This is a genomic window from Streptomyces sp. NPDC001381, from assembly GCF_042895685.1.
Lineage (GTDB): Bacteria > Actinomycetota > Actinomycetes > Streptomycetales > Streptomycetaceae > Streptomyces.
This window is the reverse complement of the sequence record NZ_JBIAWO010000004.1, coordinates 294,894-320,235: the sequence shown is the minus strand read 5'-3', so window position 1 is coordinate 320,235 and position 25,342 is coordinate 294,894. Positions and strand designations below refer to the sequence as shown.

The window sequence follows — 25,342 nt, the reverse complement described above, 5'->3', positions numbered from 1 at the left end:
GGACTGGGGAGCAGAATGGAATTCAGCCTCTTCTACTTCGCCGACAGCACCTGTGCGGACGGGGCGGGTCACAGCTACGAACTCCTCCTGGAGGGAGCGAAGTTCGCCGATCGGAACGGCTTCGCCGCAGTGTGGACGCCCGAGCGCCACTTCCACTCGGTCGGCGCGCTGTACCCCAATCCGTCGGTCACCGGTGCCGCCGTGGCCGCGGTCACCGAACGCGTCTCGGTCAGGGCGGGCAGCGTCGTTCCCGCCCTGCACCATCCGCTGCGCATCGCCGAGGAGTGGGCGATCGTCGACAACCTCTCCCACGGGCGGGCCGGGATCTCCTTCGCCTCCGGCTGGGACCCGGTGGACTTCGCGCTGAACCCGAGCGGGTACGCGGATCGCCGCACGACGGTGCTCGACACCATGCAGCAGGTGCGCGCGCTGTGGCGGGGCGACCCGATGAAGACGCTCGACGGCGTCGGCAACACCGCCGAACTACAGGTCTATCCACGGCCGGTGCAGCGGGAACTCCCGGTCTGGCTGACCAGCGCCGGAAGTCCGGACACCTTCCGCGCGGCCGGTGAGGCCGGCGCGGGGGTGCTCACGCATCTGCTCGGGCAGAGCATGGACGAGCTGGCCGAGAAGATCGCCGTCTACCGCGAGGCGCACGCCGGACGACCCGATCACGACGGCCGGCCCGGCCATGTCGCGCTCATGCTGCACGCCTTCGTGGGAGACGACCCGGAGGCCGTGCTCGACACCGTGCGCGAGCCCTTCATCGCCTATCTCAAGAGTTCCTTCAACCTGATAGCCCGCTCCGCCGTCGACACCCTGCAAGGCCTGGACCTGGGCAGCCTCAGCGACGCTCAGGTGGACTTCCTGGTCCGCCGTTCCTTCGACCGGTACTACGGCACCAGCGGGCTGTTCGGCACGGTCGAGCAGGCCGGGGCGATCGTGGAGCAGGCACGGGCGGCCGGTGTCGACGAGCTGGCCTGCTTCATCGACTTCGGCGTGCCGACGGACCAGGTGCTCGCCGGACTCGAACATCTCAACCGCGTCCGGCGGAACGCGGGCAGCCGCGTCCCGCACTCCCCGGCCGCCCGACACGCTACGGAGACGTCATGACCGTTCGGGACGGCATCGAGCCCGACACCGGGAGCCCGCGGACCGAGCGACTCCAGGCGGTGCTGACCGAGCTCTGGCGGGAGGCCCTCGGCACAGCCGCGGTCGGCCTGGACGATCACTTCTTCGATCTCGGCGGGAACTCCATCACCAGCGTGCTCATCAGCGGCCGGGCCAGGGACCTCGGGCTCGCGGTGACGACCCGCCTGCTGTTCGACAACCCGACGATCCGCGCGCTGAGCAGCGCGTTGCTCGAAGCGGACCCCGGTCTGTCGGTCGCCGGGTGGACCGGCGGGGAGACCATCCCCCTGAGCCCGTTCCAGCACTCCTTCCTCGAACAGCCCTCCGAGCCGGACGTGATCGAGCTGCGTGCGGCGCGCAGACTCGACCCCGCGCTCCTGCGAACCGCCCTCACCACCGTGTGCGAGCGCCACGAGGCGCTGCGGCTCCGGTTCACGCACGGCCCGTCGCAGTGGGTCCAGAGTGCGGCCGGGCCGGACGGGTCGATCGCCTTCGCCCACCACGACATCCGGGGCTCTACGACGCACACGTACGCCGCCTCCGCGCGCCACCTCGTGCGGAACCTGGCAGCCGGCCTGGACCCGGCGTCCGGCCCCGTGCTCGCCGCGGCGCTGCTCGACACCGAGGAGTCCGGCCATCTCTTCCTGGCCGTTCACCCCTTGGCCGCCGACCGGTACGCCCAGGAGCTGCTCCTGGGCGAGATCTCGTCCGTCTACGAGCAGTTGGAGAACGGCACCCAGCCCGCTCCGCCCGCTCCGGCCACGCCGTTCAGCCGCTGGGTCAGGCATCTCCACGACTGGCTGGGCAGCGAGGAGGCCGCCCGCGAACTGCGGTACTGGCTCGGCCTTCCCCAGTCGGTCGGCACGCCGTGGGGCACCGGTCCGGCGGATCCGCGGCCGGACGCGCAGGTGACCGCGTCGGCCGAACTGAGCGAGGAACGCACCCGCGCGTTGCTCGACACGCTCGCGCACCAGCCGCTGATCGAGCTGCTGGACGTCCTGCTCGCGGCCACCGCGGGCGCGATCGGGAGCTGGACCGGCGTTTCCCGGACCCTCGTGGACCTGGAGTGCGACGGCCGGCGAGGGCTGGCCGCGGACCACGACTTCTCGACGACGATCGGTGCCTGCACGGCGTCCTTCCCCTTCGTCGCCGACCTCGGCGAGGCCGGTTCCACGGGCGAGCAGGTGCGGGCCGTGCGGGCCGCCCGGCGCGCGGTTCCGCACGGCGGAGCGGGCCACGGCGCGCTGCGCACGCTCAGCCTCGACCCGGCCGTCCGGGAGCAGTTGGCGGCAGGGCCCGAGGCGGCGATCCGCGTGCGCCTCCCGGCGGCGCCGCCGCCCCTGTTCACCGAGGTCGCGACCGGACGAGCGCCGGGCCGGCATGCGCTGGACGTGACCGGCCGGCTCGACGACGGGCGGGTGCGGGTGTCCGTCACCGGACGCAGGGACCTGGCGTCCGACAAGCTCACCGACCGGCTCGCGGAGGAGATCGTGGCACGGATGGACAAGGCCGCCGGCGAACTGGAGCGTGGCGCGGACCACCCCTACACACCGCATGACTTCCCGCTGTCCGGCCTCGACTCGGAACAGCTCACCAAGCTGCTGAGCGGCCTGAACACCGACGAGGACACGACGCAACGATGAAGCCCGCTGTCGAGGACGTCTACCCCCTGACCTCCCTCCAGGAGGGCATGCTGCTGCACTGCCTGCGCGACCAGGACCCCGAGCTCTTCGTCAATCAGCTGGTGTGCAGGCTGGCCGGCCCGCTCGACCACTCCGCCCTGCGGCAGGCCTGCGCGTCCGTCCTGGACGCGCACCCCGTCCTGCGCACGTCGTTCCACGCGGAGGCGCCCGGGAACCCGCTGCAGGTGGTGCACCGGAACCCGCCCGTACCGGTGAGCTCACACGATCTCTCCGGGCACGAGGACCCCGAAGCGGCTCTGGCCGAGTTCGTCCGGGCCGACCGCCGACGGGGCTTCTCCCTCAAGCGGCCCCCGCTCACCCGGTTCACGCACGTGCGGCTTCCGGGCCGGCGCGACGTCCTGGTGTGGACGTTGCACCACCTCCTGCTGGACGGATGGAGCACGCACCTCGTCCTGAACGACCTGCTGGACGCCTACGACGCGGCGAGCCGGGGACGTCCCGTGCGGCTCGACCGCCGCCGGCCCTATCGCGACTACGTGGCGTGGCTGGGCCGGCAGGACCATGTCGAGGCCGAGGAGAGCTTCCAGTACCGACTGGGCGACGTCCGGGTGGCGACGGTGCTGCCGGAGCAAGCCGGGGGCGGGCTCCAGCCCGGGCAGGAACGCCACACGGACCAGCGGCTCACCGTGTCCCCGGAGCGCACGGACGGCTGGCGCGGTGCAGCGCGGAGCGCCAGGGTCACCCTCAACACCCTGGTCCACGCCGCGTGGGGCCTGACGGTCAGCCGGTTCACCGGCACGTCCGACGTCGTCTTCGGAACGGCGCTGACGGTACGTCCTCCGCAGCTCGCGGGCGCGGACAAGATGGTCGGCGTCCTGCTCAACACCTTGCCCACGCGCATCCGCACGGCCCCCGGGCAGAGCGTCCGGGACTGGCTGTCCGACGTCCACGCCGGGCAGCTCGAACTCCAGCAGTACGGGTACCTTCCGCTGCCCACCGCGCTCGCCACCACCGGCCTGGCGGGAGGACAGGCGCTGTTCGAGACCTCGGTGATGGTGCAGAACTACCCGATCGACCAGTCACGTTGGCAGCGCGACGCGATCGCGGTCGAGCGCATCGAGTACTTCCAGCGCACCGACGACCCGCTCACCCTGATGGCGGTCGAGGGGCCCGGCCTGGACCTCGTCCTCACCCACGACCGGCACAGGTATGCCGACGACTTCGCCCGGCGCCTGCTGGACCACGTCGTCCACACGCTCGACACGGTGACACGGCACCCGGACCGCAGGCTGGCCGAGCTGGCCACCGTCCCGCCGGCCGAGCGGGCGGTCCTGCTGCGCCCGCGTCCCGGCCCGGCACCCGGCGAGCAGAACGCCGTGTTGCCGGACGTGTCGCTCACCGAGCGGGACCCGGCCGCGCCGGCGGTGACCTGCCGGCATCGCCGGCTCACCTACGGGGAGCTCGACGCCCGCGCAAACCAGGTCGCCCACTGGCTCTCGGCTCGCGACGTCCCGGCCCGGGAGCCGGTCGCGGTCAGCCTCTCGTGCTCCGCGGACACCGTCGTCGCCGCGCTCGGCGTGCTCAGGTCCGGGCACCCGCTCGCCTGCGCCGACCCCGGTCCCGCCGGCTCGCGCACCGGCATGACGGACCCCCGGACGCCGTGTGTCACGGACCCGGTGGAGCACGACGGTCTGCCGACGACCCCACCGGAGGTCACGGTGGGCCCCGACGACCCCGCCTGCGTCTGGCCGGTCCTGCCCGGGCCGGAGCCGGACATGGCCGTCTCCTCCCACCGCGCCGTCGCGCAGTCCGCCGCGGACGTCGTCAAGACCTGCGAGCTGTCGGCCTCGGACGTCGTTCTCTTGCTCGCCCCGCCGACGTCCCCCGTGGCCATGGGGTACCTGATGGGCAGCCTCGCCGCAGGGGCGGCGGTCGCGTTCGTCCCCCCGCGGGAGCGGGCCGACACCGGGGCGGTCTTCGAGGTCCTCGACCACCACAAGGTCACCTGCGTCCTCGGCGCCACCCCGCATGACCTGCGCCGGTGGTCCTCCGGCCGCGAGGTGACGGCGACCGTCGACGCGGTGCGGGTCGTGGTCTGCGACGGTGACGGTCTGGACGACGCGGACACGGGCATCGTGACCGCGCTGTTCGGCGCGCACACCCGCGTGGTGGACCGCTATCTGCCCTCGGCCTGGTCGGTTCGACCGCTCGTGCGGCATCGGGGCACGGTCTCCCCGTCCTGCGGGGACCGTCTCCTGGTCCTCGACCGGGACCGGAATCTCGTACCGGTCGGCGGCGTGGGAGAGGTGCACGTCGGCGGCATCGGGCTCGCCTCGCCGTATCGCGGGGAGCCGGTCGATGCCGAGGTCCGCTTCACGGGCGATCCGTACGGCGAGCCCGGTGCCCGGCTGTGCCGTACGGGCGATGTCGGCCGGCCCCTGCCCGACGGCACGATCACGGTGTGGGGCCGCGCGGCCGACCAGGTCGTGCTCGGCGGACGGCCGACCGGGCTCGCGGGCATCGCCGCCCGGCTCCGTGCGCATCCTCGTGTCCGGGACGCGGTGGCGCAGGCCCGCCCGGTCGGGGGACGGGACGGTCTGGCAGCCTACGTCGTGCTGGACTCCGGGGACCAGACCGACGGCGGGGCGTGGGAAGAGGACCTGCGGGGCTGGATCGGCGCGCTGGTGCCGGTCTCCGGCGCTCCGGTCGCCTTCGTCGCCGTGGAACGGATCCCCCTCACTCCCTCCGGCCAGGTGGACTCGGCGGCACTGGCGGCGACGGATCTCCAGGACCGGGGCGAGGCCGCCGCCGATCTGCCGAGCAGCGAGGAGGAGATCGTCCTCGCCGGGATCTTCGCCGAGATCCTGGGGGTGTCGCCGATCGGCGTGCACGACTCGTTCTTCGACCTGGGCGGCAGATCGCTGGACGCGCTGCGGATGATCTCCCAGGCCACCGAGGCGCTGGGCGCCGAAGTGCCGCTGGACGCGCTGTTCGAGACTCCGACGGTGTCCGGGCTGCTGCGCGCCACGCGGAGCCCGCGCGACTGAACCCGCTCGTGTCAGGAAGCGGGGCTCCCCCGCGGTGGCGGATCATCACGGTCCGCCCGCCGCGGGGGCCTCTCTCATCCTGCCCTCGAGCCCACACGGCAGCCGGTCGTCGAGCCGTCGGCGAGACCCGGGTCGACGGGGCCCTGCGACGCCGGTCCGTCGTACGGGCGGTGCCAGGGCGAGGCGGGAGTGGTGGTGTGCGCCGTGACGGGCCCGCTGCCCCCGGTCAGCCTGCTGTACGCGTACGCGGCGGACGTCATCGTCATGTGATGGTGCCAGCCGGGAAAGGAACGCCCGGCGAACTGGAGCATGCCGAAGCTGTCGCCCAGGGCCGTCACCGCGGCGCGGGTGCGCTCCGCATGACGCAGCAGGGAGGCGATCCGGTCCGCTCCCGCGTCGGCCATGCTCGTGAGGTAGTGGTGCACCGCACGGCGGTCCGCCGTCGGCCGGTGGAACCAGAGCCGGTGTGCGACGTCGGTGCCGGCCACCCTGACCGGCACCGAGGCAAGGGACAGGGGCCGGTGCCGGGCGGGACCGGAGGGGAAGAGGGCTTCTGTGCCGCGTGCCGGCACCGGGCGGACCGGGGTGCCGGCGGCGGGAACGAGGAGCCGGCCGGGCGGGAGCCGCAGCAGGTAGTCCAGGCCCCGCTCGGTCAGTGCGGCCGGTAAGCGGTCCATGCCGTGCAGGTCATGGAGGTCGGCGACGATCGGTGTCCTGGAGGGCAGGGGGCCGGCCACCCGCCGGTCCACCAGGTCGAGCACCTGGGCCCACTCGGGTCGGCGGGCCGCGTCGTCCGGGACCCTGGCGCGGCGCAGTCGGTCCGCGTCGTCCCGCCAGCCCTGGTCGAGGACGAGTTCCCAGTCCACCGGGACGCTGCACTCCTCGTCCGACAGGAACAGCCCGAGGCCCACCTGGCAGCTGAGCGTGCGCCCGGCCGAGGTGACGAACCTGCGGTGCACGCCGACGGAGTGCTCGCCCCGCTTCGGGATGACGGCCATACCGAGGGTCAAGGCCGTCACCGGCCCCGCGGCCGCGACGGTGCGGGCCAGTTCGCGGCGCACCGGCACCCAGTCCCAGGGGCTGGCGTTGATGAACTGCTGCAGGCACTGCGAGGCGGTGGGGGAGTCGGGAACGGCCGACGCCAGCCGCTGGAGCGACTTGCGACCGGACACGGTCAGCAGGCCCCGCAGGTAGGCCTCGGCCCACTGGCGCTGGTCGGTGCGCGGCAGCAGCGCGAACAGGTGCTGCGCGAAGGCGGTGATGTCCGACCGGGGCCAGAGCGAGCGCTGCGCGGACATGGGACATCTCCTCCACTCGCGAGGTACTCCTCCTCAGTGCCGGACCCCAAAAGAATACATAACGATCTCTATTTTTTTCAAAACCGCGTCCACCCCGGCCGAACAGCGTGAGCGGGGGGCGCCCGGGCGGCGACGGCGCAGGCGGGGTCAGCGAGTCCCGGCCGGCCGCTGATCCGGTCGGTCAGACTCCTGAAGGCCGTCGGACCCCACCCCGGGGAGCGGCTCGAGGTTCAGGCCGCGGCCGATCATCGTCCACACGTCCCTCAGTTCGTCCACCACGGCGCCCGACGCGCCGCCTTCCCGGATGGACGCCTCGGCCCCGGCCATCAGATACCGCATCAGCAGTTCCATACCCCGCAGGTCCGACGCCAGCCCCTGAGCGGCGGGGGTCCGGTGCAGCAGCTCCCGCATCACCGTGAGCCACAACGAGTTCCAGCTCGGCAACTCCGACACCGCCTCGCGCGACAGCCGCGCGAACGCCCGTGGGCGCACATCCCGCTCCAGCAACCGCACCAGCTCCACCGTCAGATCGACCACGGCCGCCAGTCCCGGCCGCGGCGCGGCCATCACCCTGTCGAGCGCCTCACGGGTGGCGACGGAGCCCTGCGCACACACTTCGACCGCCAAGGCCATCTTCGACGGGAAGTGGAAGGACAGCGCTCCCATGGTCATCTCGGCGGCCTTGCTGATCTGGGACAGCGGCGTGCCGGTGAAACCATGCCGGTCGAACTCGTTGGCGGCGGCGACGACGAGGGCCTGGCGGGTCCGCTCGGCTCTCTCCTGTCTCACCACGTTCACTCCCGGTATGAAGCTGAGGAAGATTGCTCGTCGGGCATCGGGTCGAACGGGCGGAAACGCCCCCACGACGCCATCCAGTGGCCGCACGACGCGCCGGCGCCAAACCGGATACTCCGGAATCTAACCGGGTTGGGTGGATCGAGGCCGCTGCCCGCCACTACTTCGTTGCGAATTTGGCACCTTGCCCTGCACGCCCCGGGCCGCCGGGGCCGGCCGGCCCGTCCCGGCGTCCGCGGCCGCGTGGGCCATGTGCGCGCGGTACCAGGCCGCCGCCCCGGCGAGGCCGGACAGCGGATGCGCTGCCGGCGGCCCGCCGGCTGCGGACCACGCCTGGGAGTCGGCGTACCAGTGATCCTCGGCGAGCAGGCGGAACTGACGCTCGCTCACCCAGCCCTCGGTGGCCCTCAGCCGTTCCAGGCAGCGGTCGAGCGGCCATGCGTCGAGGGGCACGTCGAGGACGCCGTGCGAGGCCAGTTCGCCGATCAGGTCGCTCACCGGGACCGGGGTCGGGTGACTCGCGTGCCGCACCCCCAGCCCCTCGCCGCTCACACCGACGCCGGCGACCAGCCGGGCGAGGTCATGGACGTCGACCACGGAGAGCAGCGCCCGCCCGGAGTCCCAGCGGGCGGGAACGCGGCGCAGCATGTCCGCGAGCGCGGGCACCACCCAGCGGTCCCCTCTGCCGAGGACAAGGCCGGGCCTGAGGACCGTCCCGCCGGCCTCCAGCACGTACCGCTCCCCGGCCAGCCGGGTGCGGCTGACCACCGACACCGGCTCCGCCTCGATCTCGCCCACGGCGATGCCACGATGCGGGCCGGCGCCGTAGACGGCCGTGGTCGACAGCAGCACCACGTGCCCGACCCCGGCGCGCCGTGCCTCCGCGACGGCCGCGCGCGTGCCGTGCTCGTTCACCGCCCGGCACATCCCGTCGTCGGGACCGATGTACGAGGCCAGTTGGAACAGCACATCACTGCCGTCGCACATCCCGTGGAGCGAGCCGGGCTCCAGAAGGTCCGCGTAGACCCGTTCCACGCCGTCCGGCCCTTCGGAGCCCCGCCCGTCCGCACCCGGGCGGAGTCCGGGACGCCGCCCCGCCACCCGGACCGCGACGCCCCGGAGCAGCAGGTCCCGGACCACCGCCCGGCCCACGAAGCCCGTTGCGCCGAGAACGGTCGCTCTCACCGGTCGGAGGTGCCGCGGTGGCCGGGCGTGCCGGGCTTGGCCGGATCGACCGTCAGGGAGCCGCGCGCCTCGTCCGACGCGGCTGCGGGCAGCAGATACCGCCACATCGTGCAGATGCGCTCGGGCAGGTCCGCGCGGCCCGTGGTGACCTGGGTGAAAAGCTGCGTACCGGAGAACGCGCTCACCAGCAGCACCGCCAGCTCGTCCTCGTCAGCCGCCGGGTTGAGTTCTCCTCGCTCCCGGGCCGCACACAGCTGTTCGCGGAACGTGTCCACCCACTGCTGGTAGGGCTGGGCGTCGCGCATGCCGAACTCGCCCTGCTCCACCGCGAGTCGCACACCGCCGCGCAGCACGGGGTTGGTCTGCAGCTCGTGCGCCAGGTAGATCGTGATGTCGATCAGCCTCTGGAGGCCGTCCTCACCCTCCGGGAACTGGAGCCCGTCGCCCTGGCCCACCATGACCGCGTGGGCGAGCTCCTCCTTCGAGTCGAAGTGGAAGTACATCGCGCCCTGCGTGACATCGGCGCGATTCATGATCTTGCTGATGGACGCGCCGCTGAAGCCGAACTCGTCGAACACTTCCGCGGCAGCCCGCAGAATGAGCGCGCGAGTACGCAACGCGCGTTCCTGCGGGGCTCGTTCGGTCTTTGCCCTGGGACTCACGCTGAACCTCTCGACAAAAAAAATGATCGTCCTTTATCTTATCGACCGTCGCGCCGTTCGCGACACTCCTGCGGAGCCATCTGTCCGCGCCACGCACGCAGCACATCCATCCGACAGGCTTGCCACGCCGTATGGGAGACAACTCGATGACTGTCCTCGCTGCGCACCATCCGGTCCTCACCTCGACCGTCCCCCGGCAGTACGTGCACAAGGCAGCCCAGAGCGAAGTGCTGCTGACCGGTTTCCAGGCAGAGGCCGACGACGCCTTCACCGTCACCGCCCAGTGGCCGCGAGCGCACAGTTTCTACGATTCCGCCAACAGCCTGCACGATCCCCTACTGCTCGCCGAAACGATTCGTCAGGCCGTCCCCCTGCTGAGCCACCTCGGCTACGACGCCCCCTTCGACCACCGGCAGATCTGGGACCACCTCACCTGGACCGCCGACCCGGCGGCTCTGGTCTGCACGGCGACTCCGGCCGAGATAACCGCCAAGATCACCTGTACCGACGTGGTGCGCCGCGGCAGACGACTGGCCGCGCTGACGATGAAGGTCGACGTCATCCGTGACGGCGCGGTCCTGGCCACCGCCCACACCCACTTCACGAACCAGGCCCCGGCGGTGTACCAGCGGCTGCGCGGTCCGTACGGCGACCTCGACCACGCCGCCTCCCGGGCCATCCCGCTCCCCCCTCCCCTCACGCCCCAGCGCGTCGGCCGCGACCGGTCCCGGGACGTGGTCCTCGCGTCGACGGACACCGAGCACCGCTACCAGCTCCGCACCGACCTGAGCCACCCCGCCCTGTTCGACCACCGCGTCGACCACGCCCCCGGCATGCTGCTGCTCGAGGCCACCCGTCAGGCCGCCCAGGCCCTGGCCCACCCGCACTTCGCTGTCATCACGGGCATGGACAGCACCTTCCACCGCTACGTCGAATTCGACGCCCCCTGCTGGATCGAGGCCGAGATCCTCCCCTCCCAGCTCCCCACCCACGTCTCCTCCCGCGTGACGCTCACCCAGCACGACGTGGAGGTGTTCAGCGCGACGGTCACCGCTCTGCGCGGCCCCTTCCGCGGCCCCTCGCAGACCTGAGCCCGCGGACCTCAGAGGGCGTGACGCATGCTCCGGACTCCACGCGCGGGGACTCCCCATGAACTGCGGCATCCCCGCCGAACGAGGTCTTCGACCCGGCCGAGCCCGCCCGCGGCGCCGCCGAGCCGCCGGGCACCCGGACCCCCATGGGCCACGTCACCCCGCCCTGAGACCTTCCTCACAAGCCGGCCGGAGCCCGCGGCAGGACGACCGGCCGGCCCGCGGCAGGGCAAGTGAAGATCCACACCTGAAAAAAGCCGGACCGCCGACGGCACCGAGCCGTCGGCGGTCCACGTGTTTCCGGCCACACAAAGAGGAACGGGCGGCATCGTGATCACGATGCCGCCCGTTCCGTCGGTGCAACCGGAGCACCTGCGGTGCTCCCTGGTGCGCGAGGGGGGAGTTGAACCCCCACGCCCTTGCGGGCACTGGAACCTGAATCCAGCGCGTCTGCCTATTCCGCCACCCGCGCATTGGGTGTGTCCTGGGGCTCCGGGCTCTGCGTCCCGCCGCCTTCCGACATGCAGAACATTAGCACGCTGGGCAGGGTGCGTTCACATCCCTTATCCGGGGCACAGGTTCACCTGGAGAGGCCGCCGGCAACCTCGTACGTCTCGGCGGTGACTGGTTCACGTATCAACCTCGTACCTGTGGCGGCCGTCTCCCCGGGAGCCGGACGAGGTCCACAGTCAGGTGCGGGACACTGGTCGTCGGCCACCTCTACGATCCTGGGCAGAAAACAGGTACGGAAGCAGGTGCGGAAGAGGTGTCGACGCCGCGTCGACGGGGCCGACAGGGGGAACCAGCCGATTCACCGGCGCGTGGATACGATCAGTAAGCAGTACCAGGTAAGCAGCAGGACGCGGGACGCAAGTCACGACGGAGGAGGTGCCCCATGGGAGTCCTGAAGAAGTTCGAGCAGCGTCTCGAGGGTCTGGTCAACGGCACCTTCGCCAAGGTCTTCAAGTCCGAGGTCCAGCCCGTGGAGATCGCGGGAGCGCTGCAGCGCGAGTGCGACAACAACGCGACGATCTGGAACCGCGACCGGACCGTCGTCCCCAACGACTTCATCGTGGAGCTGAGCGCGCCGGACTACGAGCGCCTCAGCCCCTACTCCGGTCAGCTCGGCGACGAGCTCGCCGGCATGGTGCGCGACTACGCCAAGCAGCAGCGCTACACCTTCATGGGGCCGATCAAGGTCAACCTGGAGAAGGCGGACGACCTCGACACCGGCCTGTACCGGGTCCGCAGCCGTACGCTCGCCTCCTCCAGCAGCCAGCAGGCGCCCGCGCCGGCCGGCGGCGGCCAGCGGGCCGACGGCTACGGCTACCCGCCCGCCGGGGCCCCCGCCGCACCCCCCATGCCCGCCGCGCCGCCGCCCGGCGCCGGCCGCCCCGGGGGCTACGGCTACCCGCCCGCCGCCGGTGCCCAGCGCCCCGGCGCCGCGGGCGGCGGACTCGCCGGCGCTCCGGCGCCCGGGTCGCGCACCCGGCACTGGATCGAGATCAACGGCACCCGCCACCAGATCTCCCGCGCCACGCTCGTGCTGGGCCGCTCCACCGAGGCCGACGTGCGGATCGACGATCCCGGCGTGTCCCGCCGGCACTGTGAGATCCGGACCGGTTCGCCCTCGACGATCCAGGATCTCGGTTCCACCAACGGCATCGTGGTGGACGGGCAGCACACCACCCGCGCTACGCTCCGCGACGGCTCGCGGATCGTCGTGGGCAGCACCACCGTTATCTATAGGCAAGCCGAAGGGTGAAGCGGGGGCAATGTCAGAGCTGACCCTCACGGTCATGCGGCTGGGTTTCCTGGCCGTACTGTGGCTGTTCGTGATCGTGGCCGTGCAGGTCATCCGCAGCGACCTGTTCGGAACGCGCGTCACTCAGCGCGGCTCGCGCCGGGAAGCGGGACGACCGCAGCAGGCACAGCGCCAGCAGGCGCCCCCGCAGCAGCGCCAGCAGCCCGCCTCCGGCGGCCGCAGGGGCCGTAACGCCCCGACGAAGCTCGTCGTGTCCGAGGGCACCCTCACCGGCACGACGGTCGCACTGCAGGGCCAGACCATCACCCTGGGCCGCGCGCACGACAGCACGATCGTGCTGGACGACGACTACGCCTCCAGCCGCCATGCCAGGATCTACCCGGACCGCGACGGCCAGTGGATCGTCGAGGACCTGGGCTCCACCAACGGCACGTACCTCGACCGAACGCGGCTGACGACCCCCACGCCGATCCCGCTGGGCGCACCGATCCGTATCGGCAAGACCGTCATCGAGCTGCGGAAGTAGTGCTACATCATGACTGAGTGCGAGCGGAGCGAGCACGCCGCGGCGGCCGGCACCCTGGCCCCCGGCGCGCTCCCGACCGGAGGGTGGGCAGTGTGGCTCGACACGACCGGCTGTACCCGGGGCCGACGGGCGAGGTGCGCATGAGTCTGTCACTGCGTTTCGCCGCCGGATCGCACAAGGGCATGATCCGGGAGGGCAACGAGGACTCCGGGTACGCCGGTCCCCGCCTGCTCGCCATCGCCGACGGCATGGGCGGCGCCGCCGCCGGTGAGGTCGCCTCCTCCGAGGCCATCTCGACCATCGTCGCCCTCGACGACGACGTCCCCGGCTCCGACGTCCTCACCTCGCTCGGCACCGCCGTCCAGCGCGCCAACGACCAGCTGCGCTCCCTGGTCGAGGAGGACCCCCAGCTCGAAGGCATGGGGACCACCCTGACCGCCCTGCTGTGGACCGGCCAGCGCCTCGGCCTGGTCCACGTCGGCGACTCCCGCGCCTACCTCCTGCGCGACGGCGTCCTCACCCAGATCACCCAGGACCACACCTGGGTGCAGCGCCTGGTCGACGAGGGCCGCATCACCGAGGAAGAGGCCACCACCCACCCGCAACGCTCCCTGCTGATGCGGGCGTTGGGCAGCGGTGAGCACGTCGAGCCCGATCTGTCGATCCGCGAGGTCCGGGCCGGCGACCGCTATCTGATCTGCTCCGACGGCCTGTCCGGCGTGGTGTCGCACCAGACCCTCGAGGACACCCTCGCCAGCTACCAGGGCCCGCAGGAGACCGTGCAGGAGCTCATCCAGCTCGCACTGCGCGGCGGCGGCCCCGACAACATCACCGTGATCGTCGCCGACGTCCTCGACCTGGACACCGGCGACACCCTCGCCGGACAGCTCTCCGACACCCCGGTGGTGGTCGGCGCCGTCGCCGAGAACCAGCACCAGCTGCACGACAACGGGATCATGCAGACCCCGGCCGGCCGCGCCTCCGGTCTCGGCAGGCGCTCCCACGGCCAGGGCGGCGGGGGCGGCTTCGGCCCGCCCGGCTCCGGCGACGTGACCGGTTTCATCCCCACCGACGGCTTCGGGGACTACACCGACGAGGACTTCGTCAAGCCCCGCAAGGGCCGCAGGTGGCTGAAGAGATCCTTCTACAGCGTCCTCACCCTCGCCGTCATCGGCGGCGGCCTCTACGGCGGCTGGCGCTGGACGCAGACGCAGTACTACGTCGGCACCAACGGCGAGCACCTCGCGCTGTACCGGGGCATCAGCCAGGACCTGGCCTGGGTCTCGCTCTCGAAGGTGGAGAAGGACCACCCCGAGATCGAACTCAAGTACCTCCCGGAGTACCAGCAGAAGCAGGTCCAGGCGACGATCCCCGAGGGCAGCCTGAACAGCGCCCAGAAGAAGATCGACGAACTGTCGGTGCAGGCGTCCGCGTGCAAGAAGCAGGCGCAGTCCGGCTCGGCCAAGACCACGGCCGGTGCGAAGACCGGCTCCGGCCAGGCCTCCGGCGGCACGGGAACCACTCCCGTGTCCCTCACGTCCAAGGCATCACCGAGCCCGACCCCGAACCCGAGCAAGCCGTCGGGTTCGTCGTCCCCGTCCCCGTCCGCGACCGCCACTCCCAGCCCCGGCCCCACTCTCTCGGAGGAAGAGCAGAAGGTCGTCTCGCGGTGCGGTGAGCAGTAGGCAAGCCGTGAGAGGCCCTGTCACGCCATGAGCAGTACTACCAATTCGCCGACACACCACACGTCCACGATCGGCTCGATCGGCACCCCGAGCCGGCGCAACACCGAGCTCGCGCTCCTGGTGTTCGCCGTGGTCATCCCGGTGTTCGCCTACGCCAACGTGGGCCTCGCGATCAACGACCAGGTGCCGTCCGGTCTGCTGAGCTACGGGCTGGGTCTCGGCCTGCTCGCCGGCGTCGCCCATCTCGTCGTGCGCAAGTTCGCGCCGTACGCGGACCCGCTGCTGCTGCCGCTGGCCACGCTGCTCAACGGCCTCGGGCTGGTCGCCATCTGGCGGCTGGACCAGTCCAAGCTGCTCCAGCAGATCAAGCAGGCCGGCACGGCCGCGCCGCGGCAGCTGCTGTACACGGCGATGGGCATCGCCCTCTTCGTCGTGGTGCTGATCTTCCTCAAGGACCACCGCGTCCTGCAGCGCTACACCTACATCTCCATGGTCGGGGCGCTCTTCCTGCTGCTGCTCCCGCTCGTCCCCGGCCTCGGCCAGAACATCTACGGCGCCAAGATCTGGATCTCCGTCGCCGGCTTCTCCATCCAGCCCGGTGAGTTCGCCAAGATCGTCCTGGCGATCTTCTTCGCCGGCTATCTGATGGTGAAGCGGGACGCCCTCGCGCTCGCCAGCCGCCGCGTGCTCGGCCTGTACCTTCCGCGCGGCCGCGACCTCGGCCCGATCATCGTCGTGTGGATCATCTCGATCCTGATCCTGGTCTTCGAGACGGACCTCGGCACCTCGCTGCTGTTCTTCGGAATGTTCGTCATCATGCTGTACGTCGCCACCGAGCGGACCAGCTGGATCGTCTTCGGTCTGCTGATGTCCTCGGTCGGCGCGGTCGGCGTGGCCAGCTTCGAGAGCCACGTCCAGCAGCGTGTCCAGGCCTGGCTCGACCCGATGAAGGAGTACACGCTCTCCCAGCAGGGCGTCATCGGCCACTCCGAGCAGGCCATGCAGGCGCTGTGGGCGTTCGGCTCGGGCGGCACCCTGGGCACCGGCTGGGGCCAGGGCCACTCCGAACTGATCAAGTTCGCCGCCAACTCCGACTTCATCCTCGCCACCTTCGGCGAGGAGCTGGGTCTGGCCGGCCTCATGGCGCTGCTGCTGCTGTACGGCCTGATCGTGGAGCGCGGCGTGCGCACCGCCCTCGCCGCCCGCGACCCGTTCGGCAAGCTGCTCGCCATCGGCCTCTCCGGCGCCTTCGCCCTCCAGGTGTTCGTCGTCGCCGGCGGTGTGATGGGCCTCATCCCGCTCACCGGTATGACGATGCCCTTCCTCGCGTACGGCGGTTCCTCCGTCATCGCCAACTGGGCACTGATCGGCATCCTGATCCGGATCAGCGACACGGCACGCCGCCCGGCCCCGGCCCCCGCCTCCAATCCCGACGCCGAGATGACCCAGGTGGTCCGCCCGTCATGAACAAGCCCCTGCGCCGGATCGCGATCTTCTGCGGCCTCCTGATCCTCACCCTGCTGCTGCGCGACAACTACCTGCAGTACGTCAAGGCCGACAGCCTCGCCAGCGACACCAAGAACCGCCGCGTCAACATCACCCGCTACTCCACCCCGCGCGGCGACATCATCGTCGACGGCAAGGCCATCACCGGCTCGGTCGAGACCAGCGGCGACTACAAGTACAAGCGCACCTGGACCAACGGCGCCATGTGGGCGCCGGTCACCGGCTACTCCTCGCAGGCCTTCGGCGCCAACCAGCTGGAGAGGCTGGAGGACGGCATCCTCTCCGGCAACGACGACCGGCTCTTCTTCCGCAACACCCTGGACATGATCACGGGCAAGGAGAAGGAGGGCGGCAGCGTCGTCACCACCCTCAACGCCGCCGCGCAGAAGGCCGCGTACCAGGGCCTGGGCGACAAGAAGGGCGCCGTCGCCGCGATCGAGCCGTCCACCGGCAAGATCCTCGCGCTGGTCTCCACGCCGTCGTACGACCCGTCGAAGTTCGCCGGGTCCTCCGACGCGGACGCCAAGGCGTGGAACAAGGTCCAGAAGAAGAACGACCCCGACGACCCGATGCTCAACCGCGCGCTGCGCGAGACCTACCCGCCGGGATCCACGTTCAAGGTGGTCACGGCCGCGGCGGCGCTGGAGAACGGCGAGGTCGGCGACATCGACGACAAGACCGACACCCCGGACCCGTTCCCGCTGCCGCTGTCCACCACCAAGCTCACCAACGAGCACGGTGAGTGCGAGAACGCCTCCCTGCGCTACGCGCTCATGGTCTCCTGCAACACCGTCTTCGCGAAGATGGCCGACAACGTCGGCAACGACAAGATGATCGCGCAGGCGGAGAAGTTCGGCTTCAACGAGGCGGAGCTGGACACCCCGGTCCGCGCCGCCGAGTCCATCTACCCCGAGGACAACCGGCCGCAGAACTCGCTGGACGGCATCGGCCAGGGCTCCAACCGCGCCACCCCGCTCCAGATGGCCATGGTCGCCTCGGCGGTCGCCAACGACGGCAAGCTGATGAAGCCGTACATGGTCGACGAGCTCAAGGCCCCGAACCTGGACACCCTGGAGGCCACCAAGCCGCAGGAGCTGTCGCAGGCCGTCTCCTCGGAGACCGCGCAGAAGCTGCAGAAGATGATGGAGACGGTCGTCGACGACCCGCAGGGCACCGGCGGCAAGGCGCGGATCGACGGCGTCAAGGTGGGCGGCAAGACCGGTACCGCCCAGCACGGCCTCAACAACAGCGAGAAGCCGTACGCCTGGTTCATCTCGTACGCGAAGCTGTCCGACGGCAGCGCGCCGGTGGCCGTCGCGGTGGTCGTCGAGGACGGCGCCGCCAACCGCGGCGACATCACCGGCGGTGGTCTCGCCGGCCCGATCGCGAGGAGCGTGATGAAGGCAGTCATCGACAGCAAGAAGTGACCCCCATCACGTTGCCTGCACATCGGTGCACGTTGCGATACCGGTCCTGCATCGGGTGACGGGCTTGGCCAGGTCACACAGCGCCGTCCGGGTACGGTATGCCCGGACGGCAGCCTCCGGCCGCACACGTGTGCCGGTCGGGACCGACGGAGAGGGCTGGTAGGTAGCTATGGAAGAGCCGCGTCGCCTCGGCGGCCGGTACGAGCTGGGCCATGTGCTCGGTCGTGGTGGCATGGCGGAGGTCTACCTCGCGCATGACACCCGCCTCGGCCGCACCGTGGCGGTGAAGACGCTGCGCGCGGACCTCGCGCGCGACCCTTCCTTCCAGGCCCGGTTCCGCCGGGAGGCCCAGTCGGCCGCCTCGCTCAACCACCCCGCGATCGTCGCGGTCTACGACACGGGCGAGGACTACATCGACGGGGTCTCGATCCCGTACATCGTCATGGAGTACGTGGACGGCTCCACGCTCCGTGAGCTGCTGCACAGCGGCCGCAAGCTCCTGCCCGAGCGTGCGATGGAGATGACCATCGGCATCCTCCAGGGCCTGGAGTACGCGCACCGAAGCGGCATCGTGCACCGTGACATCAAGCCGGCGAACGTCATGCTGACGCGCAACGGCCAGGTCAAGGTGATGGACTTCGGCATCGCCCGCGCCATGGGCGACTCCGGCATGACGATGACGCAGACCGCGGCGGTCATCGGCACCGCCCAGTACCTCTCGCCGGAGCAGGCGAAGGGCGAGCAGGTGGACGCCCGCTCGGACCTCTACTCGACGGGCTGCCTCCTGTACGAGCTGCTGACGGTCCGCCCGCCCTTCGTGGGCGACTCCCCGGTGGCGGTGGCCTACCAGCACGTCCGCGAGGAGCCGCAGCCGCCGAGCGTCTTCGACCCCGAGATCACCCCCGAGATGGACGCGATCGTCCTGCGGGCGCTGGTCAAGGACCCGAACTACCGCTACCAGTCCGCGGACGAGATGCGCGCCGACATCGAGGCCTGCCTCGACGGCCAGCCGGTCGCGGCCACGGCGGCGATGGGCTCGGTCGGCTACGGCTACGGCGACGACCAGGCCACCACGGCGATGCGCTCCGCGGACGCCGGCGCCACGTCGATGCTGCCGCCCATGAACCCGGACGACGGCGGCTACGGCTACGGCGGCTACGACGACCGCCCGGACCGGCGCCGCCAGAAGAAGTCGAACACCTCGACGATCCTGCTGATCGTGGCCGCGGTCCTGGTGCTGGTCGGAGCGATCCTGATCGGCAAGTGGGCGTTCGACGGCAACAACACGAACAACGAGTCGGTGCCCGTGCCCAGCCTGATCGGGCAGACCGAGGCGGATGCCCGGCAACAGCTGACCAACGTCGACCTCAAGGTCGGTGAGGTCACGAAGAAGGCCTGCGAGGACCAGCCCAAGGGCCAGATCTGCGACCAGGACCCCGACCCCAAGACCCAGGTCAAGAAGAACTCCACGGTCAATCTGGTGGTGTCGACGGGCGCGCCGAAGGTGGCGGTGCCGAGTGTCCTCGGCAAGTCCCTGGACGAGGCCAAGTCGATCCTCGGGGACGACAAGTACCAGTTCACCGTGGAGACGAAGGAAGAGACGTCCACCGAGAAGGCGGGCACCGTCCTGAAGCAGAACCCGGCTCTCGGCGACGAGGTGGAGAAGGGCACCACCATCACCCTCACCATCGCCAAGGCCGAGGAGAAGTCCACCGTCCCCGACGTCTCCGGTCAGAGCTGTGACGCGGCGAAGGCCCAGATGCAGGCCAACAACCTGACGGGCAACTGCGTCGAGGTCGACACCCAGGACCAGAACCAGGTCGGCAAGGTCATCTCGACCAGCCCCCAGATCGGCTCCCAGGTCGACAAGGGCACCACGGTCCAGATCCAGATCGGCAAGAGCACCCAGACCCAGGTCCCGTCCAACCTCCAGGGCCTGAGCCTGAAGGACGCGAAGAAGGCGCTGCAGGACGCCGGCCTGAACGTCGGCAGCATCACCGGCTCCCAGGACGACAACGCCACCGTCTTCAGCTCGGACCCGAGCCCCGGCAGCACGGTGAACAAGGGCACGACGGTCAACCTGGTCGCGTTCGACGGCGGCAACAACGGCGGCAACAACGGCGGTGGGTTCATCGGCGGCAACAACTAGCCGCTGACCTCGCGGTTCGACGAGCGGGGCCCGGCACTCCTCCGAGTGCCGGGCCCCGCTCGTGTTCTCGTTTGCAGAACGCCGGCCGGAACGTGTCGGATGGGGGCGACCGATTTTCCTGATCTTTCAGGGGGAAGACCCGTGAAGCGTTCCGCTGCACGCCGCATCACCACGTCCATCGTCACCACCCTCGCCCTCACCGGCGGCGCGGTCAGCCTGGCCGCTCCGGAGGCGGCGGCCAGTGTGGCGATCAAGTTCAGCTGCACCGACCCGAACAACACCTTCAAGGCGCACGTCACGCTGGACGGCAGCGGCAAGCCGAAGGCCAAGTACGACGTGGACATCCAGCTCGTCGACAAGAGCAGCGACGGCCGGGCGCCGAAGCTGCGGCTGGTGTCCGCCAACTACGACGGCACCAGCACCACCTACCCCTGGCACGTGGGCGGTGAGGGCCGCAACGTCGTCACGCACACGGCCAGCACCCTGCAGAACTCCCACGGCCTGCGGATCGTGACCATGCAGGCCACCAGCAAGCCGGGGGACCGCTTCTACACCTGCTCGGACTACCAGCCGAAGTAGCGGCCCGGCCGCCGGGGGATGCCTCCCGCCGTCGAAGGAGCCGCGTCAGTCGCGCAGTTCCTCCGGCGGCGTCCGGTCCGCGTCCACCTTCTCCACCCGTTCCAGCTCGCCCCAGACCACGTACCGGTAGCGCGAGGTGTAGACCGGGGTGCAGGTGGTCAGCGTGATGTAGTGGCCGGCCTTCTTCTTGCCGGACTCCTTGGGGACCGCGCCGAGGACCTCGACGTTGTACTTCGAGGTCTCGGGCAGGACGGCGAAGACCTTGTAGACGTACCAGTTGTCCCGCGTCTCGAAGACGATCGGGTCGCCCTTCTCGAGCTTGTCGATGTTGTGGAACTTCGCGCCGTGGCCGTCGCGGTGGGCCGCGAGGGTGAAGTTGCCGTTCCTGCCGCCGGGGAGCGTGGCCTTGACCGGGTCGACGTAGTAGCCGGCGACGCCCTCGTTGAGGACCTCCGCGGACGTGCCCTTCTCGACCAGGACCTCGCCGTTCTTCATGGCGGGCACGTGCAGGAAGCCGATGCCGTCCTTGGTGTCGAGCGCGCCCGGCCCGGTGTCCGCCTGGGACCAGTTGTCGCGCACCTTGTCGGCCTGCCGGTCGGCGTGCCGGTCGGCGATGACGTTCGTCCACCAGAGGGAGTAGACGACGAACAGGCCCAGGACCAGGCCCGCCGTGATGAGGAGTTCGCCGAGGAAGCTGACGGCGAGCGCGGTCTTCCCGCCCCGTCGGCGCCCCGGCCCCCGCGGCGTCGCGGGCGTGTCCGTGTCCTGTGCGTGCTCGGTGTCGCCGGTGGTGGCTGCCACGTTCATCTGCCCTTACTCGAAGCCCTGTCGCAGGGCCCTTACCCAAGGCTCCTACTGGACGAGCGCATCCGGCTTGCCCTTGCTGCGCGGCCGTTCCTCGACCATCTTGCCCCAGACGATCAACCGGTACTTGCTGGTGAACTCCGGCGTACAGGTGGTGAGGGTGATGTAGCGGCCCGGTCCGGTGAACCCGGACTGCGGCGGCACGGGGTCGAGGACACTGGTGTTGCTGGGCGAGGTGACCGGCAGCAGGGACGCCATCTTGTAGACGAAGTACTCGTCCTGCGTCTCCACGACGATGTCGTCGCCCTTCTCGAGCCTGTTGATGTACCGGAACGGTTCGCCGTGCGTGTTGCGGTGTCCCGCCAGCCCGAAGTTGCCGGTCTTGTCCCCGGGCATGGCCGTGGTGAGCGCACCCTCGCCGTAGTGCCCGACCATGCCCTTGTCGAGCACCTTCTTGTTGCTGACGCCCTCCGCTATCGGCACCACCACATCCAGCTTGGGGATGTGCAGGATCGCGAAGCCCTGCCCGGGGGAGAAGGTGCCCGGGTTGCGCTTGCCGCTCGCCCAGTCGTCCTGGAGGCTGTCCGCCTCCCTGCTGGCCTGCGCGTGCGCCCGCACGTTCGTCCACCACAGCTGGTAGCTGACGAAGAGCAGCATCAGCACGCCCGTGGTGATGAACACCTCGCCGACCGCCCGGCTCGCCACCACCGCCGGGCTGGGCTTGCGTGCCTTGGCCCGCCGGCGGGCCTCCATCCGCGACAGCGGCCGCTCGTCCTGTGACGGCGCGAGGGAGGGGTCGGAGGTGTCCGCGGGGCCCGACGGCGGGCCGCCGTGACGGCCACGGCGGCCCTTGGCGGCCTTTCTGCGGGCCGCCCGGCCGCCGGGAGTGGTTCCGGTGGCAGGAGAGGCTGTTGTGGCGCCAGAGGCCGACAGGGCCGCGCCGCCGAATCCGGACGGGGGCGGCTCCGGGATCCGCAGCGCCACCGTCTCCTCGTCGATGGGCGGAAGCTGCTGCGTGAACGCCTCACCGGCGTACCCGTCCCCCCGGGGACCGCCGTACGCGTCACCGCCGAAGGACTCGTACGGCGCGGTGCCGTACGAGTCCTCGCGCTCGGGGCGCAGCGCGGTCACGCCGTGGCCCTGCCCACCACCGGGGCGAGCCCCGCCGACCTCGCCACCGCACCCTGGTCGCCGCACTCCACCAGCCAGTTGGCCAGCATCCGGTGGCCGTGCTCGGTCAGCACCGACTCCGGATGGAACTGCACCCCCTCGACGGGCAGTTCGCGGTGGCGCAGGCCCATGATGATCCCGTCGTGGGTGCGGGCGGTGACCTCCAGCTCGGCCGGGACGGTCGCCGGTTCGGCGGCCAGGGAGTGGTAGCGGGTCGCGGTGAAGGGGGTGGGCAGTCCGGCGAAGACGCCCTTGCCCTCGTGGTCCACCAGCGAGGTCTTCCCGTGCAGCAGCTCGGGCGCCCGGTCCACCACACCGCCGTAGGCGACCTGCATGGACTGCATGCCCAGGCAGACGCCGAAGACGGGGACGCCGGTGTCCGCGCAGTGGCGGACCATCTCGACGCAGACGCCGGCCTCCTCGGGGGTGCCCGGACCGGGCGACAGCAGGACGCCGTCGAAGCCGTCCTGGGCGTGGGAGGTGGAGACCTCGTCGTTGCGCAGGACCTCGCACTCGGCGCCCAGCTGGTACAGGTACTGGACCAGGTTGAAGACGAAACTGTCGTAGTTGTCGACGACGAGAATGCGCGCGCTCACTGGTTGTCCACCGTCACATCGTTGAAGGGAAGCAGCGGTTCGGCCCACGGGAAGACGTACTGAAAAAGGACATACACGACAGCCAGCGCCAGCACGATGGAGATCAACGCCTTGACCCAGGCGTTTCCCGGCAGATGCCGCCAGATCCAGCCGTACATGCCGTCCCTTCCGTCGCACCACGGCACCCGACTCACGCCGTACGCCACCAGACTAACGGCGCAGGGCCTTCGGTTCGCCTGCCTCCACGGGCTGTGTGGAGTCGAGGTGCGCCCAGACGATCAGCCGGTGACTGTGCCCCCATTCCGGATCGCACGTGGTCAGCGTCAGATACCGGCCCGGACGCGTATACCCCGACTTACGTGGCACAGCCTCGATCACCTCGACGTCCGAGGGCACGGTTTTGTAGGGCCCTTTGTCGATCCGATACGTGAACCAGGTGGTCCCGTCGGTCAGCACCACCGCGTCCCCGCGTCCGAGCTTCGGGAAGTCCTTGAAGGGGTCGCCGTACGTACGCCGGTGACCTGCGACGGAGAAGTTCCCGGTGGCCCCGAGCCGGGCCGTTCCGGTGTAGTGCCCGAGCCCCTTCTTCAGGGTGCCGGTCGAGGTGCCTTCGAGGACCGGCTTGTTCCACGTGGAACCAAGACGCGGGATGTACATCACCGCGAAGGGCTTTCCGTCCCGGTACGGCTCCGGCGCGGGCGAGGAGGCGCCGGCGGCCGGGGTGGATCCGGCGGCCGGGTGCCGGTCCCACTGCTCGTGCAGCGCGTCGATCTGGTCGCCCATGGCGCGGTCGGCCCGTACGCCGGTCCAGAACAGCACGTAGGCGACGAAGAGCACGATGACGGCGCCGACGGTGATGCACAGTTCGCTGAACGTTCTGACGATCACCCGCACCGGCGGCTCCGACAGGGACTCGTTACTCCACAGGCTTCGCGTAGTGCAGATCCACTGTGCCCGAGTAGCCCGGCAGAGTCACCGTCCCGTCCTCGGTGACTTTCCAGCCGAGTCCGTAGACGTTGACGTAGACCATGTAGTTCTGGATCGCGGGCGAGTCCGCGAGGGCCTTCTGCAGCTTCTCCGGGTCACCGACCGCCTGGATCTTGTACGGCGGTGAGTAGACCCGGCCCTGGAGGATCAGGGTGTTGCCGACGCAGCGCACGGCGCTGGTGGAGATCAGCCGCTGGTCCATGACCTTGATCCCCTCGGCGCCGCCCTTCCACAGGGCGTTCACCACCGCCTGGAGGTCCTGCTGGTGGATGACGAGGTAGTCGGGCTGGGGCTCGGGGTAGCCGGGGAGCTTGGCGGTGGCGTCCGGCGGGGCGTCGTTGAGGGTGACCGTGACGGCCTTGCCCTTGAGCTTCTGGGTGCCGGCCTTCTTCTCCAGGCCCGCGAGCTTCTCGTCCTCGGCGCTGGTGCTGCCGTCGTCGGACTCGGCCAGCGACTCCACGTCGTCGCGGAGGGCGGCGTTGGACTCGTCGAGCTCGCCGTTCTTGTGACTGCGTTCCTGGATCAGGTCGGAGAGCTTCAGCAGGGACGCGTCCGTGCGGAGGTTGGTGCCCTTGGCCGTGTTGAAGCTGGTGATGAAGAGGAGACCGGCGAGGGCGAAGACGCCCGCGGTGAGCATCCGCACGGGACGGAAGCGGGGCGTTGAACCCTTCCCGGGGGAGTCGGCAGAATTGCTCAACGTACCCTTATCTCCTTCGGCGCCGTAGAAGCACTACGCTAACGGACGCCCGGGGGAGCCCTTCAGTCCCCTAGTACGCAGCCCCCGAGCCCGACCAGTACCTGCGCGGCCACGCAGCGCATCGACAGGAGAGACCCTCGTGCCGAAGTCACGTATCCGCAAGAAGGCCGATTACACGCCGCCGCCGGCCAAGCAGGCGACCGCGATCAAGCTGAACAGCCGGGCCTGGGTCGCACCTGTGATGCTGGCCATGTTCCTGATCGGGCTGGCCTGGATCGTGGTCTTCTACGTGACCGACGGTTCGCTGCCCATCGACAGCCTGGACAACTGGAACATCGTCGTCGGCTTCGGGTTCATCGCCGCGGGCTTCGGCGTCTCCACCCAGTGGAAGTAGCTCTCCCCAGGGCTGTTCGCTGAGTTATCCACAGGCCCGAGGTTGCTGTCCACAGAGTGGGGAAAAGAAACGACGATCTGTGGATAACTCACTGGACGTTGACGCCGGTACGACGTAACTACCGGCAGTCACCACTCTTCGAAAACCCGTTCGCCCCCTGCCTGACCTGCGTAAACGTAGGCCCATGACAGGGGGCGTCGGCGTT

General features: G+C 70.3%; 22 protein-coding genes and 1 tRNA gene. 12 read left to right on the top strand and 11 right to left on the bottom strand.

Features of this window, described 5'->3' with window-relative positions; translation table 11 throughout:
- Nucleotides 1–15 precede the first annotated feature (15 nt).
- Genes ACFY2L_RS20060 through ACFY2L_RS20050 form a run of 3 tightly spaced genes read left to right on the top strand, consistent with a single transcriptional unit; the run spans nucleotide 16 to nucleotide 5,821 of the window.
- Complete coding sequence (locus tag ACFY2L_RS20060; protein WP_390659744.1) at nucleotides 16–1,113, top strand: MupA/Atu3671 family FMN-dependent luciferase-like monooxygenase; 1,098 nt, start codon at nucleotides 16–18, stop codon at nucleotides 1,111–1,113.
- On the top strand, nucleotides 1,110–2,774 hold the full coding sequence (locus ACFY2L_RS20055; protein WP_390659745.1) for a condensation domain-containing protein: 1,665 nt from the start codon (nucleotides 1,110–1,112) through the stop codon (nucleotides 2,772–2,774). The genes ACFY2L_RS20060 and ACFY2L_RS20055 overlap by 4 nt, the downstream gene beginning before the upstream one ends.
- A complete protein-coding gene (locus ACFY2L_RS20050) occupies nucleotides 2,771–5,821 on the top strand; it encodes a condensation domain-containing protein (RefSeq protein WP_390822943.1) in 3,051 nt (1,016 codons plus the stop codon). The genes ACFY2L_RS20055 and ACFY2L_RS20050 overlap by 4 nt, the downstream gene beginning before the upstream one ends.
- A 74-nt stretch (nucleotides 5,822–5,895) precedes the next feature.
- Here the strand turns inward: ACFY2L_RS20050 and ACFY2L_RS20045 are convergent, their stop codons facing one another.
- From ACFY2L_RS20045 to ACFY2L_RS20030, 4 genes are all read right to left on the bottom strand, one after another.
- On the bottom strand, nucleotides 5,896–7,119 hold the full coding sequence (locus ACFY2L_RS20045; RefSeq protein WP_390659747.1) for an IS701 family transposase: 1,224 nt from the start codon (nucleotides 7,117–7,119) through the stop codon (nucleotides 5,896–5,898).
- Between the two features lie 147 nt (nucleotides 7,120–7,266).
- On the bottom strand, nucleotides 7,267–7,908 hold the full coding sequence (locus ACFY2L_RS20040) for a TetR family transcriptional regulator (RefSeq protein ID WP_390822942.1): 642 nt from the start codon (nucleotides 7,906–7,908) through the stop codon (nucleotides 7,267–7,269).
- Nucleotides 7,909–8,037: 129 nt separating this feature from the next.
- Nucleotides 8,038–9,099 carry an NAD-dependent epimerase/dehydratase family protein gene (locus tag ACFY2L_RS20035; protein ID WP_390822941.1) on the bottom strand — a complete coding sequence of 354 codons (1,062 nt, stop codon included), beginning with the start codon at nucleotides 9,097–9,099 and terminating at the stop codon, nucleotides 8,038–8,040.
- Entirely contained in the window at nucleotides 9,096–9,716 is a 621-nt protein-coding gene (locus tag ACFY2L_RS20030; protein WP_390659750.1) for a ScbR family autoregulator-binding transcription factor, read from the bottom strand. Before ACFY2L_RS20030 ends, ACFY2L_RS20035 begins: the two co-directional genes overlap by 4 nt.
- 191 nt (nucleotides 9,717–9,907) lie before the next feature.
- Here ACFY2L_RS20030 and ACFY2L_RS20025 point away from each other — a divergent pair, with 191 nt between their 5' ends.
- Entirely contained in the window at nucleotides 9,908–10,852 is a 945-nt protein-coding gene (locus tag ACFY2L_RS20025) for a ScbA/BarX family gamma-butyrolactone biosynthesis protein (RefSeq protein ID WP_390659751.1), read from the top strand.
- Between the two features lie 385 nt (nucleotides 10,853–11,237).
- Here ACFY2L_RS20025 and ACFY2L_RS20020 read toward each other — a convergent pair.
- Nucleotides 11,238–11,324 (bottom strand) — tRNA-Leu (locus tag ACFY2L_RS20020).
- 423 nt (nucleotides 11,325–11,747) lie between these two features.
- Here ACFY2L_RS20020 and ACFY2L_RS20015 point away from each other — a divergent pair.
- The 7 genes from ACFY2L_RS20015 (at nucleotide 11,748) to ACFY2L_RS19985 (ending at nucleotide 20,489) form a co-directional block, all read left to right on the top strand.
- A complete protein-coding gene (locus ACFY2L_RS20015) occupies nucleotides 11,748–12,617 on the top strand; it encodes an FhaA domain-containing protein (protein ID WP_390822940.1) in 870 nt (289 codons plus the stop codon).
- A gap of 10 nt (nucleotides 12,618–12,627) precedes the next feature.
- Nucleotides 12,628–13,143: an FHA domain-containing protein gene (locus ACFY2L_RS20010; protein ID WP_390659753.1), complete on the top strand. Its 516-nt coding sequence runs from the start codon at nucleotides 12,628–12,630 to the stop codon at nucleotides 13,141–13,143.
- Nucleotides 13,144–13,283: 140 nt separating this feature from the next.
- Nucleotides 13,284–14,828 carry a Stp1/IreP family PP2C-type Ser/Thr phosphatase gene (locus ACFY2L_RS20005; RefSeq protein ID WP_390659754.1) on the top strand — a complete coding sequence of 515 codons (1,545 nt, stop codon included), beginning with the start codon at nucleotides 13,284–13,286 and terminating at the stop codon, nucleotides 14,826–14,828.
- 27 nt (nucleotides 14,829–14,855) lie between these two features.
- Nucleotides 14,856–16,295: an FtsW/RodA/SpoVE family cell cycle protein gene (locus tag ACFY2L_RS20000; protein WP_390659755.1), complete on the top strand. Its 1,440-nt coding sequence runs from the start codon at nucleotides 14,856–14,858 to the stop codon at nucleotides 16,293–16,295.
- The gene (locus ACFY2L_RS19995) at nucleotides 16,292–17,761 is read left to right on the top strand and encodes a peptidoglycan D,D-transpeptidase FtsI family protein (protein ID WP_390822939.1); all 1,470 of its coding nucleotides are present in this window, start codon (nucleotides 16,292–16,294) and stop codon (nucleotides 17,759–17,761) included. Before ACFY2L_RS20000 ends, ACFY2L_RS19995 begins: the two co-directional genes overlap by 4 nt.
- A 169-nt stretch (nucleotides 17,762–17,930) precedes the next feature.
- Nucleotides 17,931–19,910: a Stk1 family PASTA domain-containing Ser/Thr kinase gene (gene pknB, locus ACFY2L_RS19990; RefSeq protein WP_390822938.1), complete on the top strand. Its 1,980-nt coding sequence runs from the start codon at nucleotides 17,931–17,933 to the stop codon at nucleotides 19,908–19,910.
- Between the two features lie 141 nt (nucleotides 19,911–20,051).
- Nucleotides 20,052–20,489, top strand: coding sequence for a hypothetical protein (locus ACFY2L_RS19985; protein WP_390659758.1), 438 nt, complete (start codon nucleotides 20,052–20,054; stop codon nucleotides 20,487–20,489).
- 45 nt (nucleotides 20,490–20,534) lie between these two features.
- Here ACFY2L_RS19985 and ACFY2L_RS19980 read toward each other — a convergent pair whose 3' ends face one another.
- From ACFY2L_RS19980 to ACFY2L_RS19955, 6 genes are read right to left on the bottom strand one after another with little or no spacing between them, the layout of a single operon-like run.
- The gene (locus ACFY2L_RS19980; RefSeq protein WP_390659759.1) at nucleotides 20,535–21,296 is read right to left on the bottom strand and encodes a class E sortase; all 762 of its coding nucleotides are present in this window, start codon (nucleotides 21,294–21,296) and stop codon (nucleotides 20,535–20,537) included.
- Nucleotides 21,297–21,341: 45 nt separating this feature from the next.
- Complete coding sequence (locus ACFY2L_RS19975; protein ID WP_390659760.1) at nucleotides 21,342–22,424, bottom strand: class E sortase; 1,083 nt, start codon at nucleotides 22,422–22,424, stop codon at nucleotides 21,342–21,344.
- Nucleotides 22,421–23,059 (bottom strand): aminodeoxychorismate/anthranilate synthase component II, encoded by a 639-nt coding sequence (locus ACFY2L_RS19970; RefSeq protein WP_390659761.1) that lies wholly within the window; start codon nucleotides 23,057–23,059, stop codon nucleotides 22,421–22,423. Before ACFY2L_RS19970 ends, ACFY2L_RS19975 begins: the two co-directional genes overlap by 4 nt.
- A complete protein-coding gene (locus ACFY2L_RS19965) occupies nucleotides 23,056–23,217 on the bottom strand; it encodes a hypothetical protein (protein WP_390659762.1) in 162 nt (53 codons plus the stop codon). The genes ACFY2L_RS19970 and ACFY2L_RS19965 overlap by 4 nt, the downstream gene beginning before the upstream one ends.
- 52 nt (nucleotides 23,218–23,269) lie before the next feature.
- A complete protein-coding gene (locus ACFY2L_RS19960; protein ID WP_390659763.1) occupies nucleotides 23,270–23,953 on the bottom strand; it encodes a class E sortase in 684 nt (227 codons plus the stop codon).
- A gap of 22 nt (nucleotides 23,954–23,975) precedes the next feature.
- Nucleotides 23,976–24,743, bottom strand: coding sequence for a DUF881 domain-containing protein (locus ACFY2L_RS19955; protein WP_390659764.1), 768 nt, complete (start codon nucleotides 24,741–24,743; stop codon nucleotides 23,976–23,978).
- Nucleotides 24,744–24,882: 139 nt separating this feature from the next.
- On the opposite strand from ACFY2L_RS19955, the gene crgA reads away from it, so the two are divergent.
- On the top strand, nucleotides 24,883–25,137 hold the full coding sequence (gene crgA, locus ACFY2L_RS19950; protein ID WP_046727637.1) for a cell division protein CrgA: 255 nt from the start codon (nucleotides 24,883–24,885) through the stop codon (nucleotides 25,135–25,137).
- The last annotated feature ends 205 nt before the right edge of the window (nucleotides 25,138–25,342 follow it).

Excerpts from the sequence above, each read along its gene's own strand:
- ACFY2L_RS20060 (WP_390659744.1), top strand. The coding sequence starts at position 16 with ATGGAATTCAGCCTCTTCTACTTCGCCGACAGCACCTGTGCGGACGGG.
- ACFY2L_RS20055 (WP_390659745.1), top strand. The coding sequence starts at position 1,110 with ATGACCGTTCGGGACGGCATCGAGCCCGACACCGGGAGCCCGCGGACC.
- ACFY2L_RS20050 (WP_390822943.1), top strand. The coding sequence starts at position 2,771 with ATGAAGCCCGCTGTCGAGGACGTCTACCCCCTGACCTCCCTCCAGGAG.
- ACFY2L_RS20045 (WP_390659747.1), bottom strand. The coding sequence starts at position 7,119 with ATGTCCGCGCAGCGCTCGCTCTGGCCCCGGTCGGACATCACCGCCTTC.
- ACFY2L_RS20025 (WP_390659751.1), top strand. The coding sequence starts at position 9,908 with ATGACTGTCCTCGCTGCGCACCATCCGGTCCTCACCTCGACCGTCCCC.
- ACFY2L_RS20015 (WP_390822940.1), top strand. The coding sequence starts at position 11,748 with ATGGGAGTCCTGAAGAAGTTCGAGCAGCGTCTCGAGGGTCTGGTCAAC.
- ACFY2L_RS20010 (WP_390659753.1), top strand. The coding sequence starts at position 12,628 with ATGTCAGAGCTGACCCTCACGGTCATGCGGCTGGGTTTCCTGGCCGTA.
- ACFY2L_RS20005 (WP_390659754.1), top strand. The coding sequence starts at position 13,284 with ATGAGTCTGTCACTGCGTTTCGCCGCCGGATCGCACAAGGGCATGATC.
- ACFY2L_RS20000 (WP_390659755.1), top strand. The coding sequence starts at position 14,856 with ATGAGCAGTACTACCAATTCGCCGACACACCACACGTCCACGATCGGC.
- ACFY2L_RS19995 (WP_390822939.1), top strand. The coding sequence starts at position 16,292 with ATGAACAAGCCCCTGCGCCGGATCGCGATCTTCTGCGGCCTCCTGATC.
- pknB (WP_390822938.1), top strand. The coding sequence starts at position 17,931 with ATGGAAGAGCCGCGTCGCCTCGGCGGCCGGTACGAGCTGGGCCATGTG.
- ACFY2L_RS19980 (WP_390659759.1), bottom strand. The coding sequence starts at position 21,296 with ATGAACGTGGCAGCCACCACCGGCGACACCGAGCACGCACAGGACACG.
- ACFY2L_RS19965 (WP_390659762.1), bottom strand. The coding sequence starts at position 23,217 with ATGTACGGCTGGATCTGGCGGCATCTGCCGGGAAACGCCTGGGTCAAG.